Annotated in this window: 14 protein-coding genes; 3 read left to right on the top strand and 11 right to left on the bottom strand. The window is 63.4% G+C overall.

The window, feature by feature from the left end; genetic code table 11:
* The 4 genes from QZ213_RS11965 to thiD form a co-directional block, all read right to left on the bottom strand.
* Window positions 1-261, bottom strand: a 261-nt coding sequence (locus QZ213_RS11965) for a hypothetical protein (RefSeq protein ID WP_291686279.1), incomplete at its 3' end; no start/stop codon positions are given.
* Window positions 236-589 (bottom strand): hypothetical protein, encoded by a 354-nt coding sequence (locus QZ213_RS11960; RefSeq protein WP_291686278.1) that lies wholly within the window; start codon window positions 587-589, stop codon window positions 236-238. The genes QZ213_RS11960 and QZ213_RS11965, both read right to left, overlap by 26 nt.
* A gap of 1304 nt (window positions 590-1893) precedes the next feature.
* Complete coding sequence (locus QZ213_RS11955) at window positions 1894-2388, bottom strand: peptidoglycan-binding protein (protein ID WP_291686277.1); 495 nt, start codon at window positions 2386-2388, stop codon at window positions 1894-1896.
* 782 nt (window positions 2389-3170) lie between these two features.
* A complete protein-coding gene (thiD, locus tag QZ213_RS11950; RefSeq protein ID WP_291686276.1) occupies window positions 3171-3971 on the bottom strand; it encodes a bifunctional hydroxymethylpyrimidine kinase/phosphomethylpyrimidine kinase in 801 nt (266 codons plus the stop codon).
* A gap of 219 nt (window positions 3972-4190) precedes the next feature.
* On the opposite strand from thiD, the gene QZ213_RS11945 reads away from it, so the two are divergent.
* Entirely contained in the window at window positions 4191-4436 is a 246-nt protein-coding gene (locus tag QZ213_RS11945; protein ID WP_029583462.1) for an Lrp/AsnC ligand binding domain-containing protein, read from the top strand.
* Between the two features lie 47 nt (window positions 4437-4483).
* Window positions 4484-5539, top strand: a complete 1056-nt coding sequence (locus tag QZ213_RS11940; protein ID WP_291686275.1) for an Ldh family oxidoreductase — start codon at window positions 4484-4486, stop codon at window positions 5537-5539.
* Window positions 5540-5583: 44 nt separating this feature from the next.
* On the opposite strand, the gene QZ213_RS11935 is transcribed toward QZ213_RS11940, so the two are convergent.
* Window positions 5584-6519 (bottom strand): cytochrome c, encoded by a 936-nt coding sequence (locus QZ213_RS11935; protein ID WP_291686274.1) that lies wholly within the window; start codon window positions 6517-6519, stop codon window positions 5584-5586.
* Window positions 6520-6685: 166 nt separating this feature from the next.
* On the opposite strand from QZ213_RS11935, the gene QZ213_RS11930 reads away from it, so the two are divergent.
* Window positions 6686-7108 carry a CHRD domain-containing protein gene (locus QZ213_RS11930; protein ID WP_291686273.1) on the top strand — a complete coding sequence of 141 codons (423 nt, stop codon included), beginning with the start codon at window positions 6686-6688 and terminating at the stop codon, window positions 7106-7108.
* Window positions 7109-7358: 250 nt separating this feature from the next.
* Here the strand turns inward: QZ213_RS11930 and QZ213_RS11925 are convergent, their stop codons facing one another.
* The 6 genes from QZ213_RS11925 to QZ213_RS11900 all read right to left on the bottom strand — a co-directional run bounded on the left by QZ213_RS11925 (window position 7359) and on the right by QZ213_RS11900 (window position 15695).
* On the bottom strand, window positions 7359-7808 hold the full coding sequence (locus QZ213_RS11925; RefSeq protein WP_291686272.1) for a cytochrome c: 450 nt from the start codon (window positions 7806-7808) through the stop codon (window positions 7359-7361).
* A 117-nt stretch (window positions 7809-7925) separates the two neighbouring features.
* A complete protein-coding gene (locus QZ213_RS11920; protein ID WP_291686271.1) occupies window positions 7926-10232 on the bottom strand; it encodes a xanthine dehydrogenase family protein molybdopterin-binding subunit in 2307 nt (768 codons plus the stop codon).
* A 70-nt stretch (window positions 10233-10302) separates the two neighbouring features.
* Entirely contained in the window at window positions 10303-11832 is a 1530-nt protein-coding gene (gene murJ, locus QZ213_RS11915; RefSeq protein ID WP_291686270.1) for a murein biosynthesis integral membrane protein MurJ, read from the bottom strand.
* Window positions 11833-11875: 43 nt separating this feature from the next.
* A complete protein-coding gene (locus QZ213_RS11910) occupies window positions 11876-13027 on the bottom strand; it encodes a DegT/DnrJ/EryC1/StrS family aminotransferase (RefSeq protein WP_291686269.1) in 1152 nt (383 codons plus the stop codon).
* Window positions 13028-13063: 36 nt separating this feature from the next.
* Window positions 13064-14086: a Gfo/Idh/MocA family oxidoreductase gene (locus tag QZ213_RS11905; RefSeq protein ID WP_291686268.1), complete on the bottom strand. Its 1023-nt coding sequence runs from the start codon at window positions 14084-14086 to the stop codon at window positions 13064-13066.
* A gap of 196 nt (window positions 14087-14282) precedes the next feature.
* Window positions 14283-15695 (bottom strand): mannose-1-phosphate guanylyltransferase/mannose-6-phosphate isomerase, encoded by a 1413-nt coding sequence (locus tag QZ213_RS11900; protein ID WP_291686280.1) that lies wholly within the window; start codon window positions 15693-15695, stop codon window positions 14283-14285.
* Between the last annotated feature and the right edge of the window lie 58 nt (window positions 15696-15753).

Here is a 15753-nt window from a genome sequence, read left to right as displayed (position 1 = left end):
GACGCCAGGATAACCCGGCGCAGGTGGGATGAGCCATGGATTTTCAGCGAGCTGCTGCTTGATCCGTTCAGCTTTGGCTTCCAGGAAGTGGCTCAGGCCGCCTTTCTCGCAGCGCCAGCCCAGGGTTTTGGTGTATTTGCCATCCCAGGTTCGATCCCGGTATGTTTTGCTTCCGCAGATCGGACAAGGGGGCATTCCCTGGATCAGACTGCTTCTATTTTCGGCTTGGAGCGGCTCATTCATCACCAACGCGGGATTCATAAGCGCTCTCCAGGAACCAGGCTGGAACCCGTTGTGGTTTTTTGACCTCGGGCTCACCAACTTTGTCGCGGACCGGCTTTTCATCCAGATGCTTTTCAAAGTGAACATTCTTCAAGGAAGTCCTTGAGACAAGTTCGGTGCTGGCCTGAAAGGGTCCTCCATGGCTGATCTTCGTAAAGGGTTCCAGATTCCCTATTGCCTTGACCCATGTTGTTCCGGGGCGAGGACCTTTACTGAGTACCTCAACCTGAATGTCAGCATCGCCATAACAGTTCCTTATCCTGATCGTTCCTATAATCATGTGATCCTCCTTTTTAACTTTCATCATTGAAAATCTGTTTCTTGTAACCTTTTGAGACTTCCAGTTAAAAAAAGAAGGACACGCCAAAATTAGCGTGTCCTTCTCCTGTGACTGCCTACTTCAATATTTTTTTAAAATGGAACCTCCGTGCCTGCCTTCTCGGCTGGAGCAGATTCAGTTTCTCCTGCATCTCCTTTCGTCGAGAGAAAACGCACCGTGTTTGCACTCACCTCGAAAGCGGTTCCGGGTGTGCCGTCCTGGCGATTGAAAACCCGGGGGCCACCAGTTTCCGGGTCGCAAACCAGGCGGCCTTCGAATCAACCATCCGCCTGTGCTGAATGCGAAATAGCAGCGCTGTACGACAGCCAAGCGACACGCGCAGGTGGGAACGGCGGCAAGTTCTTGTCTCAATTTCGCGGGGACGACGACGGTGGGCATGCACAGGAATCGCAATTCTTGGACAACGTCGTTCAAACACAGCTTCGCGCTCTCGCGACTGAATACGTCCGAGTTTTGCTTCTAGCGTCCCGCCCTCTCCAATCAGAGGGCGCAGGGAAAGCCGGGTGCCGGTTGCACCCGTGGGTCCCGTGCAAAAAAAGCACGGGGGTAGGACCACAGGTTCAACCAGAAACACTCCGGCTTTCCCTGCGCGATGGTTTACGGTTTACTCCGCGCTCCCCCGGTGACCGGGCTTTCTTGCCACCGTCATTGGCGGAATCGCTTCCGCCAACTTGACGCCAGCGTCGGGGCGTCAGGACCACACGACTTCGCCGTCCGCATGCACACGCTCTCGTCAAAGCGCCGCCTGCGTCCACCGCATCCCGCCGCCAACGTCCGTGACGATCGCGAAACGCCCCTCTGTGTGGGACGGGATGGCGGCGGATAGGAAGGTGATTTGCGCCAACACTGAAGCAAAATATTTTTACGAAAGGGGCTGGACAGGCAAATCACTGGTTTGCCCGTCGGGTTGTCGCGGCAAATAACCAGCCTACGCGGCAGAGCCTCGCTGCCTGCTGACAATCGGCCCAGCCAACACCGCGCCGCCAAGGAGCGTGATGAACTCGCGCCGCTTCATTTGCGCCCCTGGGGACCAGGCCTTGTGCGATGCATGAGCCTAGCACCCTGCGACCGGCGGCGAGCGAGAAATTGCACCCAAACCGGCTCGGATATCGATCAGGCTCGATGCAGCTGGGTCAAAATAACGAGAACTACGCGTAGCTGCTTTCCGCTTTGCCCCCCGATTAGCGGACATTCTAACGCTAACGTGCCGGGGCCCTATTGTTCGCGCGGACCGAAAACGTTTGATAACTAACGCTCCGAATTTTGTCGGGTCACCTGCGTCCGAACAGTCCGCCCATCACGCCGCCGATCAGTCCACCCGGTCCGCCGCCGCTGCGGTGATGGTGAGCACTACCTCCGCCGCGACGAGGGGCCGGACGGTCCTCATCGGGTTTGTCGCCGCTGCTGAAGCTGGCGTGCGCCGCCGAGACAGACTCGGACAGCAGCGCCTGATACTGCGGCGTGTTGAGGAAGCCAGTCCCGGGATAGCCGCGTGCCGCCTGCCAGCGTGCGATGACGGCGCGGGTCGACTCGTCGAACCGGCCGTTGACCCTGGTATCCATGCCGAGACCGGTCAGCCGGCGCTGCACGTCGCGGCGCTTTCCCTTGTCGAGGCCTATCCGATCTTCAGTTTCCTGGGTTGCCTCGAAGGCCGCCGGATCGACGGATGCCAACAGGTCGCGGTCGGCCGTGCTCGGACCGGCTTTGGCAGCATCCGCACCGACCAGAATTCCCAGGACTGAAAATGCCAGAATCAAGACACGCATGGGCTATTCTTCCCTGATCTTAACGTCTCTCGATGAGTTCGTTTTTGAAACTCATGTCGGTTCAAACACGCCGCCGCGAAATTCGGACTTCCGGCGGCGTTTAAATCACGGGTTAACTCGGTGTCGTCGCTGGCAACTGTTGTTCGGCTCACTTGTTCCTTGGCGCGCGTCGAATGTTACACCGCATTGCACTTCAGACTTCCCAGCAAAGGAAACCGCAGGACAGGACAGCTGCGTACCCGGCCTCGCTCGCGGCGACCGGCGCGTCCAGCAGCGCAGCCGCCTCGGGGAGGTTCGGCGTGATCAGCGAGGCGCGGGGGCTCCGAAATATATTGGTCAGGGTTGTTGATCGATGCCGCACTTCCGTCATGGCGGGAGCACCCCTCGGACGATATGGTGAGGGTGCGTCAAAGCAACCGAGCGATTAGCAATGAAATTTTTGGAGGGAAAAATGCTTAAACTGAAACGCGGTCTTGTTCCGGCGATTCTGATTTCGGCCATGTCCATTTCGGCGTCGATTTGGTTTGGGTCGTCAGCGTTTGCAGCTGACTGCGCGGGCGCCACAAGCAAATGCATCAGGGTCTCGGCAGGTAAACCGGACAGCGTTGCGAAGTGCACGGCCGCGGGGGAAAGTTGTCAGAAAACCGGCGTCTTCGTCGGTCCATATTCCGGCACGCCTTACGCCGAGAAAAAGTCGGGGAGCTGCAGCATCTACAACCGGACCAGGGCCTGCTATTGAGTCTCTGATCCAGCGAAGTTGCTCGCAGGCAGCTTTGGCGCGCCTAGTAAAACCGGTGGAAATGATGGATCGGGCCGTGGCCAAGACCGACGCTGAAGCGATCGGCCGCTGATATCGCCGCGCTGACCCAGGCCTTGGCATTGCGCACCGCCGTTTCCATATCTTCGCCCTTCGCGAGGCCTGCCGCAATGGCTGAGGACAGCGAGCATCCGGTGCCGTGGGTATTTTGGGTGGCGATGCGGGGCGCAGCGAGTGCGACGGTGCCGTTCCCGGTGACGAGATAGTCGGTGCTCTCGGCGCCCTGCCCGTGCCCGCCCTTGATCAGCACCGCCGGGCAGCCCATCGCCAACAGCCGCCTGCCCTGGCCCTCGATCTGAGCCTCGCTCGCGGCGACCGGTTCGTCCAGCAGCGCTGCCGCCTCGGGCAGGTTCGGCGTGATCAGCGAGGCGCGCGGAATGAGTTTTGTCCGCAAGGCCTCGACGGCGTCCGCCGCCAAGAGCCGATCCCCCGAGGTCGCCACCATCACGGGGTCGAGCACGACATGTTTCGGCTGCCAGCGCTCAAGGCCAGCAGCGATGACGTCGATGGTCGCAAGTTGCGCTACCATGCCGATCTTGACGGCATCGACGGCGAGATCGCTGAAAACCGCATCGATCTGCGCGGTGACGAAATCGGCCGGCACCTGGTGGATGCCGGTGACGCCGCGCGTGTTCTGCGCGGTCAGCGCGGTGATCACCGAGGCGCCATAGACGCCGAGCGCGGCAAAGCTCTTCAGGTCGGCCTGGATGCCGGCTCCTCCGGACGAATCCGAGCCGGCGATGGTGAGCGCGATCGGCGTCGTCATCGCCCTGCCCGCCGGGATTGAGGCTGTAGCGTCAGAAGCATGTCCTGTCCCCGATCATGATCCGATCGGATCATGATCTCATCTCTTTGTTTGAGCATGATCTTTTCGAAAAACCGGTACCCACTTTTCCGCAATCATGCTCTAGCGCGACGTGTTATTGCCAGCAAGTTCTTGAACGCTATATTGAACCCCGAAAAGCGCCTTCCGGAGACGACAGCGATGGTTCCCTTCTTCGTTCAGTTCAAATGCAAGCTCGGCCAGTCCTACGCGGTCGCCAACGCGCTGGCCGAGGCCGAGATCGCCTCCGAGATCTACTCCACCGCGGGCGATTACGACCTCCTGGTCAAGTTCTACGTCGACAACGACACCGACATCGGCCATTTCGTCAACGAGAAGGTGCAGGTCATTCCCGGTATCCAGGACACCCACACCATCATCACCTTCAAGGCGTTCGGCACCGGCTAGCTCACGCGTAGGCCCCCACCGAAACTGGAGTGCCGATCCTGCCAGAGATGACAGTGACTTTCGACCGGCTGAAGGCCTTCATCCAGGAAGCGCTGACCAAGCTGGGCCTGCCGGATTCCGACGCCATGACGGTCGCCGCCCTGATGGCGGAAGCCGACCTGCAGGGCTCGGATGGACACGGCGTGAGCCGGCTGCCGCAATATGTCCGCCGCATCAAGGCCGGCGGTTTTAACGTCAGGCCCGACATCCGCGTGGTGCGCGAGCAGGTTTCTACCGCGCTGGTGAACGGCGACAACGGCATGGGCCACCTCGTCATGAAGCGCGCCGCCGAGATCGCGATCGAAAAGGCGCGCACGACAGGCATCGCCTGGGTCAACTCGCAATACAGCAACCATGCCGGCCCGGCCTCGCTCTACGCCACCATGCCGCTCGCGCACGACATGATCGGGCTCTATTTCGCGGTCGGCAACGCCAACCACCTGCCGCCCTGGGGCGGCCTCGACATGCTGCTGTCCACCAATCCGATAGCCGCCGCGATACCGGCCGGCGACGAAAAGCCGATCGTGCTCGACATGGCGACCACGGTCGCGGCCTATGGCAAGGTAAAGACCAAGGCACTGCGCGGCGAGATGATGCCGGAGGGCTGGATGATCGATCGCGAGGGCAAGCCCTTGACCGATCCGAAGCGCGCCGACGAAGGCATGCTGCTGCCGCTCGGCGGCATGGAGGCCGGCTACAAGGGCTACGGCCTTGCCATGATCATCGGCCTGCTCGCCGGCACGCTCGGAGGCGCTGCGATGGGCCGGAACGTGATCGACTTCAATCATGATGACGACAGCGTCACCAACACCGGACAGGCGATCGCGGCCATCAACATCGCCGCTTTCGGCGATGTCGCCGCATTCAAGGCCAGCGTCGATGCGCTGGTGCGCGACTTCCGCAACAGCGAGCGGATTCCCGGCGTCGACCGGATCTACGTGCCGGGCGAGCGTAGCCATGCCACGCGGGCGACCCGGGCCCGCGATGGCATACCGATCGCGCCGCCGCTATTGCGCGGACTGGACCAGGTCGCCGGCGACCTCGGAATTGCCAAGCTCGTGTAGCCGGCCGGATCGGACCCGGTGCTGTTTGCGCGCGGCGCCCCTGCTCAGGACTTGTCGCCGCTGTTCGCCGCCTTCTTGGGCCGCGGCGGCCCGTCGACCGGCGGCAGCGATTTGAGATATTCCGCGATATCGGCGCGATCTTCGGGGCTCATTTGCGAGGTATTCTTGATCACGCGCGCCATCGAGCCGCTGGCGGTGTCGCCCTCGGGCAGCTCGCCGGTTTGCAGGAAATAAGCGATGTCCTTTTCGCTCCAGTCGCCGATTCCCTTCTGCGTGATGTTAGGCACCCAGCCCTCGCCCTCCGGATTGGGCCCGCCGGCGAAGCGCTGCGCGGGGATGATGCCGCCGAGGAAATTCCGCGGACTGTGACATTCGGCGCAATGGCCGAGGCCGTTGACGAGATAGGCGCCGCGATTCCAGTTATGCGAATGCGCCGGATCCGGCACGAAGGGCTTGCTGTCCATGAACAGCCATTTCCAGATTCCGATGTTGCGCCTGACATTGAATGGAAACGAAACGTCGTGATCGCGCACCTTGCCCGGGACGGCAGGAAGCGATTTCAGATAGGCGAAGAGGTCGCGGATATCGTCGACCCTGGCATGCGCGTAGGACGGATAGGGAAAGGCCGGAAAATAATGGTAGCCCGCCGGCGAAACCCCCAGCGTCACCGCGCGGACGAACTCGGCCTCGCTCCAGCGCCCGATGCCGTCGGCCGGATCGGGCGAGATGTTCGGCGCGTAGAACGTCCCGAACGGCGACGGGATCGCCAGGCCACCGCCGAGTTTTTTGCGATCGGGCTGGCCGGGTACGGCATGGCAGGAGGAACATCCCCCGGCATTGAATGTTGTCTGCCCGTTCGCAGGGTTGGGCGTATAGGCCCTCTCGGTAACCGCTATCACGAACGGGATAGCCGTCAGCCACCAATAGACGGCGAACCCGGCGGCGCAAATCAGAACCAGGCTCAGAAAGACTCGTCGCATTCACCGATCCGTCACCAATCATCCTAAACTAACGCCGACTATGGCGATTATTCGGACCAAACGCTTCCCGGAAATTTGAAGCATTTGATCGCGTTACGGGAATAAAGCCGAAATCGCCTTGTTTTGAGATCGACACCGTCACTTAAAAGCCAACAGGGAGAGAACCATGAAGACCAAGACCATGCTTGTCATGCTTGCGTTGGGTGCGACCGTTGCGTTCGCCGGACCCGCCTTCGCCGAGAAGATGAAGGCGACGCTGGACGGCAAGTCCGAGGTGCCCCCGAACACCAGCGCGGGCACCGGCATCGCCGATATCGACTACGATGCCGCCACCAAGAAGCTGAGCTGGAAGCTGAGCTATTCGGGGCTCACCGGCCCCGCCACCGCCGCCCACTTCCACGGGCCGGCCGAACCCGGCAAGAACGCCGGCGTCGCCGTCGCCATCCCGAATGCGACCGCAAGCCCCGCCGAAGGCAGCGCCACGCTGACGGACGCCCAGGCCGCCGATCTCGCGGCCGGCAAGTACTACGTCAACGTCCATACCGCGGCCAATCCGGGCGGCGAAATCCGCGGACAGGTAACGAAGTAATTTTGTCATTTCGAATATCTAACCAGAGAGGTTTGCCACAGCGGCGCTTCGGACGAGCAAGATTGTTCGATCTTGACGACAAAGGGTGGATCGCCTTGCGGCGTCCACCCTTCTGCTGTTTGAGCCGCGCCCGAGCATGATCGGTTCTGATTAAATCAGAACCAAAGCTCGGGATTCCTTGTCTTGACGCGTTTTCTTTACGCGAACCGGTATCCACTTCGCTCGAAAACGCTCTAGATCTCGCGACGAACTATTTCAGCTTGAGCCGGTAGGTGTCGTGACAGTCGGTGCATTTGGCCTGGATCTCGTCGTAAGCGACCTTCAGGCTGGCGACATCCTTGATCCTGGCCTTGACGTCGGCGATGGTCTTGGCGACGGGAGGGACCTTCGAGTCGAAATCGGCCTTGTTCTGCCAGATTTTTTGCGATGATCCATAGCTCGCATTCACCACGTCTTCCCTCGGATTGGTCTCGAACACCTTGGGGATCGTGGGCACGCTTTCCGAGAGCTGCGCGATGGCGGCATCGACCGCCTTCTGATCGTAGGGGATCTCGCCCTTCGTCATCTTCAGGATCACCCCGTACATGCTCTTGCCCTGCGCCCGCATCAGATTGTCCTGCTTAACGGCGACATCCTGCTGCGCCATCACGGCGCCGGCACCGAGCAGCAAGGCTCCCGCAACAATAACCGTTCGTATCATCGGCCAATTCTCCGTTAGCGTTTCCAGGCGATACCGCGGAACGCGCTTGCGCGGTCCGCGGCTCATCACTGCGTAGAACTCCCCGCCCCGCATTTCATTCCCGCGCGCGGGAAAATATCAGAGGCTGTGCTGGCGCTGATGCTCGCGGATCGCAATCCAGACCCGCTCGGGCGTCGCGGGCATGTCGATGTGATCGATCTTGTATTCGCGCCACAGCCCCTCGATGATCGCATTGACCACCGCCGGACAGGAGCCGATCGCGCCGGCCTCGCCCGCGCCCTTGACGCCGAGCGGATTGGTCTTGCAGGGCACGTTGTGGGTCTCGAACACGAAGGACGGACCGTCGGCCGCGCGCGGCATCGCATAGTCCATGAAGGTGCCGGTGACGAGCTGGCCGTCCTTGGCGCTGTAGACCGCCTGCTCCATCAGGGCCTGCCCGATCCCCTGCATTGCGCCGCCATGAACCTGGCCGGCGAGCAGCAGCGGATTCAGCGTCACGCCGAAATCATCGACGATGACGTAGTTGACGATCTTGATGATGCCGGTGGACGGGTCGATCTCGACTTCGGCCAGATGCGTGCCGTTGGGGAACGTGCCATCGGCCTGCGTGAAGGTCGCGCTGGCGCTCAGCTTCGAGGGATCAACGCCCGGCCGCTTCGCCAGATCGGCGAAGCTGACGGAGCGGTCGGTGCCGGCGACGCGGATGGTGCCGTTGCTGATCTCGAGATCGCCGCTGCCTGCTTCCAGCGCCTCGGCGGCGATCTCGCGCAATTTCTTGCCGAGCTCGCGGGTCGCGCGCTCGACGCTGACGCCGCCGGTCGGAATCGACGCCGAGCCGCCGGTGCCGAGGCCGGTGGCGATCTTGTCGGTGTCACCCTGCAGGATATGAACGCGCTCGGGCGGCAGCCCGAACTGCTCGGCGACCAGCTGGGCGTAGGCGGTCTGGTGGCCCTGCCCGCTCGACTGGGTGCCGATCAGGATGGTGACGTCGCCAGTGGGATCGAGCTGCACCTTGGCGGTTTCCTCGCCCATGGTGCCGCAGACCTCGACATAGGTCGCAAGCCCGATGCCGCGCACCAGCCCCTGCTTCTTCGCGGCCTTGGCGCGCTTGGGAAATTCCTTCCAGTTGGCGATCTCCATGGCGCGCTTCATATGCGCGGTGAAGTCGCCGGAATCGTAGACCTTGCCGGTCGCGGTCTTGTAGGGCATCGCGCGCGGCGAGATGAAGTTCTTGCGCCGGATCGCATCCGGCGTCATCCCGAGCTTGCGCGCCGCCGCGTCGACCAGACGTTCGAGCACGTAAGCCGCCTCGGGGCGCCCGGCGCCGCGATAGGCGTCGACCGGCACGGTATTGGTGAACACGGTGCGGACGCGGCAATGGAACGCCTGGATGTCGTAGAGGCCGGGCAGCATGCCGGCGCCGCCATGGGGAATATAAGGCCCGAAGGTGGACAGATAGGCCCCCATGTCGCCCATCAGATCGACGTCCATCGCGAGGAACTTGCCGTCCTCGGCCAGCGCCATCCGCGCCGTGGTGACGTTGTCGCGCCCTTGCGCGTCGCCCATGAAGTGGTCGGAGCGGTCGGCGGTCCATTTGACGGTCTTGCGCAGCTTGCGCGAAGCCACCGCGATCAACGCGTATTCGCGATAGGGAAACAGCTTGGTGCCGAAGCCGCCCCCGACGTCCGGGCAGATCACCCGCATCTTTTCGAGCGGCATCTTCAGGACCATTCCGCCGATGATCTCGCGCAGGCGGTGGCTGCCCTGGCTGCCGATCGTCAGCGTCAGATGATCTCGCTTGGCGTCGTATTCGCAGACCGCGGCGCGGGTTTCCATGAAGTTGGTGACGATGCGGGGATTGACGATTGCGATTTCGGCGACGGCATGCGCCTTGGCGAAGGCGGCGTCGGTGGCGTTCTTGTCGCCGATCGGCACGTCGAACAGCACGTTTCCGGGATGGCCGGGCCAGACCTGCGGCGCGCCCGGCTTGACCGCGTGCACCACGCCGACCACGGCCGGCAGCGGCGTCCAGTTGACCTCGATCGCCTCCAGCGCATCGCGCGCCTGATCGATGGTGTCGGCGACGACGAAGGCGACGGCATCGCCGACATGACGCACTTCGCCCAAGGCAAGGATCGGATAGGGCGGGCCCGTGAACGGATTGACCTCGAGATTGAACAGGCAGGGCAGCGAGCCGAGATCCTTGACGTCCTCGCCGGTCAGGATCAGGGCGACCCCCGGCAGGCCGCGGGCGCGGGCGGCGTTGATGGTGAATTTCGCATGCGCATGCGGCGAGCGCAGCACCAGCGCGTGCAGCGCCGGCTGCGGCGCGTGATCGTCGGTGTAGCGACCCTTGCCGCGAATGAGCGCGTCGTCTTCCTTGCGCAGGACGCTCTGACCGACGCCGAATTTGAGGGGGGCCATCGTATCTCCGTTTTACCCGGTAATTATTTCCGGCCCATATTGCAGCGGATCGCGGGGCAGCGCAAAGGGTTTAGCTGCGCACCAGCGAGCCCAGCCAGCGCCTGCCGAACAAGAGCAGGATCGATCCGGCGTAGACGATGGCGCCAACGACGATCAGCACCAGCAGCAAGGCCTCGTCGCGAAAGGCGCTGAGCTGGGCAAGATGCGATGCAGCAAACCTCGCGGTCAGCCACAGCGCCGCTCCCAGCACCACGCCGCAACCAGCGAACTTCGCCAGCGATCGCGTCAGGGCGTGATCGAGTTCAAGGTAGCCGGCCCGCGCCGCAAACCCGACCACCAGCAGAAGATTGATCCAGGCGCCGACGGCGGTCGCGAGCGCAAGACCGACCTGCGCCAGCGAGCCCACCAGCGCAATCTTCAACGCAACATTGACGGCGACCCCGGTCAGCGCCGCCTTCACCGGCGTGGCCGTATCCTTGCGGGCGTAGAAGGTCGCAACCGCGCTGCGGATCAGCACGAACGGAATAAGCCCGATCGCATAGGCCGCGAGCGTCGCGCCGGCCGCCGCGGCGTCCGCCTTCGAGAACGCGCCGCGCGCGAACATCGCCCGCGTGATGACGTCGGGCACCGTCAGGAACGCGGCCACGAACGGCACCGAGAACAGAAGCGTAAAATCGAAGGCACGCCGCTGCGACGCCATCGCGCCCTGGTGATCCTCCGCCGTCAGCTGCCGCGACATTTCCGGCAGCAACACCGTGCCGATCGCGATCCCGATCACACCGATCGGCAGCTGGTTGAGCCGGTCGGCATAATACAGCGCCGACAGCGCGCCCGCCGGCAGGAAGGTCGCGATGATGGTATCGGCGAACAGCGCCACCTGCGTCCCCATCGAGCCGACGGTGGCGGGCCCGAGCGCGCGAAAGAACGCACGGACATCCTCGTCGAGCTTGAGCGGCGCGAATCGCGGCACGCCGCCATGGCGCGCGAGGTCCCCCGCCAGCAGGAAATATTGCAGGAAGCCGGAAATCAGCACGCCCCAGGCGGCGGCGTGGCCGGCGGTCGGGAAAAACGCCACCAGCGCCAGTGTCATCATCATGGCGAGATTCAGGAAGATCGACGCCGCCGCGGCGCTGGCGAAGCGATGCATCACGTTGAGCATGCCGCCATAGAGCGTCACCAGCGTGATCAGCAGGAGATAGGGAAAGGTGATCCGCGTCAGGTCGATGGCGAGCCGGCGCTGCTCGGCATCGTCGGTGAAGCCGGGCGCCAGCAGGCTCATCGCCTGCGGCATGAACAGCCAGGCGGCCACCAGCAGAACCAGTTGCGACACAAACAAAAGCGTAAAGATGCGATTGGCGAACAGCCCCGCCGCCGCCGCCCCCCGCTCGCCGTGGACGTGGGCGTAAGCCGGCACGAACGCCGCATTGAACGCGCCCTCGGCAAAGATCGCACGGAAATGGTTGGGCAGGCGAAACGCCACGAAGAACGCGTCCGCCACCGGACCGGCACCGAGGATGGCCGCGAGCATGATGTCGCGCGCAAAGCCCGTCAGCCGCGAAAGAAGCGTATAGCCGCCGACGGTGAAGATACGACCGAGCATCCGCCGCTTCTAGCGCATGCGGCGGCGCTGCAAAACGGCGAAATCAGGAAGAAAGTGCGCCGCGCACAGCCTTGACGACCCGTTCCTGCGTCGGCTCGTCGAGATAGGCGTGCATCGGCAGGCTGATGACGTCGCTCGACAAGCGCTCGCTGGCCGGCAAGCCGCCATCGGCGACCGGGAAATCCCGATAGGCGGTCTGCTGATGCATCGACTTCGGATAATAGATCGCGGTCGGAATGCCCTGCGCCTTCAGCGCCGCCGCGAAGCCGTCGCGATCGCAGCCCGCCGGCAGCCGGACGGTGTATTGCGCCCAGACCGAGGTGCAGCCGGCGGCGAGGCGCGGAACGCCCACGACGTTGCCGAGTCCCTGCGCGTAGCGCTCGGCCACCTTGTTGCGCGCGGCGATCTCGTCCTCGAATATCCTGAGTTTCTCGATCAGGATCGCCGCCTGGACGGTGTCGAGGCGGCCGGTCAGCCCGAGCCGCACGTTGTCGTATTTGTCCGAACCCTGGCCATGGACGCGAACGCTGCGCAATGCTGTCGCGAGTTCGGCGTCGTCGGTGAAGATCGCGCCGCCGTCGCCGAAGCAGCCGAGCGGCTTGGCCGGGAAGAAGCTGGTCGCCGTCGCAAGGCCCAAAGTGCCGAGACGGCGGCCCTTGTAGCTCGCGCCAAAGGCCTGCGCCGCGTCATCGAGCACGAACAGGCCCTCTTCCGCCGCGATCGCGCCAATGACGTCATGGTCGGCACTCTGCCCGAACAGGTCGACAGGAATCACCGCGACAGGCTTGAGGCCGAGCCTCTTGGCGGCGGCGATGCCGCGCTTCAGCGAAGCCGAATCGATGTTGAAGGTTGCCTCATCGACATCAACGAACACAGGTGTCGCACCGGTCAGCGCCACCGCCTCGCCGGTCGCGCAAAACGTAAAGGACGGACAGAACACCGCATCGCCGCGGCCGACGCCCTTGGCCATCAGCACCATCAGCAGCGCGTCGGTGCCGCTCGCGCAGCTCACCACATGTTTGGCGCCGCTGAAGTCGGCAAGTGCGGCCTCGAGCTCGGTCACTTCCGGACCGTTGATGAACTGGCAATGGCCGAGCACGCGGGCCACCGCGTCATCGATGGATTTGCCGAGCCGCCGGCGCTGCGCGGCGATGTCGATGAAGGCAACGGGATCGGGACGCAGGTGCTGGTTCATGGAGCCTTGCAGGGATTGAGAGCGGGACACGCGCGACTAGCCGGCCACAACTCGCCGCGGCCCCTTGCGCGCGGGCGAGGCCGCGGCGGGCTTGGCAGGAGTTTCGAGGCAGCGGATCGCGATTTCAAGGCTGGCTACCCCTTCATCGCCGGTTACCGCCGGGATGCCGCCGGTGCGTACGGAGTGAAGGAAGGCGATCAACTCGGCGCGCAGCGGTTCGTCATGGCCAACCGGCAGATGACGCATCGAGTAGCTGCCGTCAGGCTTGAAGCCGAAGCATTCGGTGACCTGACGGGTAAGCAGATCGCCCATCACATATTTGCCGCGGGTGGCGACGGTGACGTTGCGCGCCTTGAACGGCGTCAGCCAGTTGGTGTTGATGTGGGCGAGCACGCCGGATGCGGTTCGGAACTGCAAGAGCGCGATATCCTCGCGCTCGGCAACGGCGCTGGAGAGCTGGGGCTGCACCTCGACGATATCGGACTCGGTAAACCAGCGGATCAGGTCGATATCGTGGACGGCGAGGTCGATGACGACGCCGACATTCGACATGCGCGGCGGAAACGGTCCCACGCGCGTGATCGCGATAGAAAGGATGTCTTCGCCCGAGATCGCCTGCTTGATGGCGGCGACCGCCGGGTTGAAGCGCTCGACATGCCCTACCATCAAGGTCACGCCGGCGCGGTGCGCGGCGGCGACGATGTCCCGCCCCTCCTCGACCGTGGAGGCAATCGGCTTTTCGACCAGGATGTGAACGCCGCGCGCGATGCAGGCGAGCGCCGTCTCGTGGTGGAGATGCGTCGGCGCGGCGATGGTGATGGCATCGACGCCCTCCGCGATCAGTTCGTCGAGGCGTTCGAAGGTGCGGCAGCCCGCCAGGTCCGTCGCCCGCGTCCGATGCGCCGGCAAGGGATCGACGACTCCGACCAGCGTGACGTCCGGCAGACCGGCCAGCACCCGGGCATGGTTGCTGCCCATCACGCCGGCGCCGATCACGCCCACGCGAAGCGCGCGCTTCGCCTCGCCTTTCACGCCCGATGCGGACCCTTTTGAACTCATCTCGTCATCCCCGCCGTCGCCTACGCAAGCAAATATCCCCGGCGCTCTCCTAGCACGTCGCCACAGATGTGGCGAATGCCGAGAGCCGATCCCGGACACGTTTTGATTCAAAAAATTACATCGTTCCGCCGACTGATTCGGCACCGAGCATGACCAAGAATGAGTCGATTCGAGGTCGAACGGCCCCCTGACCACGCTAGCTGCGCTGGTAATCGTCCTCGATGCGGATGATGTCGTCCTCGCCGAGATAGCTGCCGGTCTGGACCTCGATCAGTTCCAGCGCAATCTTGCCGGGGTTTTCCATCCGGTGGGTCGCGCCGATCGGGATATAGATCGATTCGTTCTCATGCACGGTCTTGACCAGTTCGTTGACCGTCACCCGCGCGGCACCCCGCACCACGATCCAGTGCTCGGAGCGGTGGTGATGCTTCTGCAGCGAGAGCCGGCCGCCGGGCTTGACGATGATGCGTTTGACCTGGTGCCGCTCGCCCATGTCGACCGACTGATAGGAACCCCAGGGCCTATGCACCTTGAGGTGCTCTTCGGTCACCTGCGGCGCGACGGTCTTCAGTTTCGCGACCAGCCGCTTCAGCCCGTTGGCATCCTTCTGGCGCGACACCAGCACGGCGTCCTGGGTTGCCACCACGACCAGATCGTCGACACCTTCCAGCGCGACCAGCGCCCTGTCGGTCGACACATTGCAGTTGCGGGAATCCTCGAATACGGCCGCGCCCTGCGCGGCGTTGCCTTCGCTGTCCTTGTCTGACAGTTCCCACACCGCATGCCAGGAGCCGACGTCGGACCAGCCGCACTTGACCGGCACCACGGCGGCGCGCGACGTTTTTTCCATCACCGCGTAGTCGATCGAGATTGCTTTCGCCGATCCGAAGGCGCCCTCGTCCAGCGTGACAAAGCCGAGATCGCGCCCGGCCTTGACCACGGCATCGGTGATCGCCGCCACGCTCGCGGCATCGACGTTGCGGTATTCGTCGAGCAGCACCGAGGCGCGGAACATGAAATTGCCGCTGTTCCAGAGATAGCCGGCCTGGATGTATTCCGCCGCCGTTTTCGGATCCGGCTTCTCGACGAATTTCGCGACGCTGCGGACCTCGCCGGCAATGACCTCACCCGGGCTGATATAGCCGTACTCGGTGGCCGGCCGCTCCGGCTGAACGCCGAAGGTCACGATCCGCCCCTGTCGCGCTGCCACCAGACCCTGGCGGCAGGCGGCGACGAAAGCATCGGTGTCGCGCACCACGTGATCGGCGGCGAGCGCCAGCACTACCGCGTCCTCGTCGCGCGTTTGCGCGAACACAGCACCGGCGGCAATGGCCGGGCCGGAATCCCGCCGCATCGGTTCCAGCAGCACATCGGCCTCGATCCCGATTTCGGCGAGCTGCTCCAGCACCATGAAGCGATAGGCCTTGTTGGTGATCACGATCGGGCGCTCGAACAGCTCCGCATCGGACACCCGCAATAGCGTATTCTGGAACGTCGAACGCGACCCGAACAGAGCCAGAAATTGTTTGGGATTGACTTCGCGCGACGCCGGCCACAGCCGCGTCCCGGCCCCGCCGCACATGATCAGTGGAATAATTCGTCCGTCCATCGGCGCCTCAAACCTTGTAGTGGTCGCGATACCACGCGACGAAATCGCGAATGCCGTC

Source organism: Bradyrhizobium sp. (assembly GCF_017881085.1).
Classification (GTDB): domain Bacteria; phylum Pseudomonadota; class Alphaproteobacteria; order Rhizobiales; family Xanthobacteraceae; genus Bradyrhizobium.
Note: the sequence above shows the minus strand (reverse complement) of the source record. Positions and strands in the feature narration are given on the sequence as shown.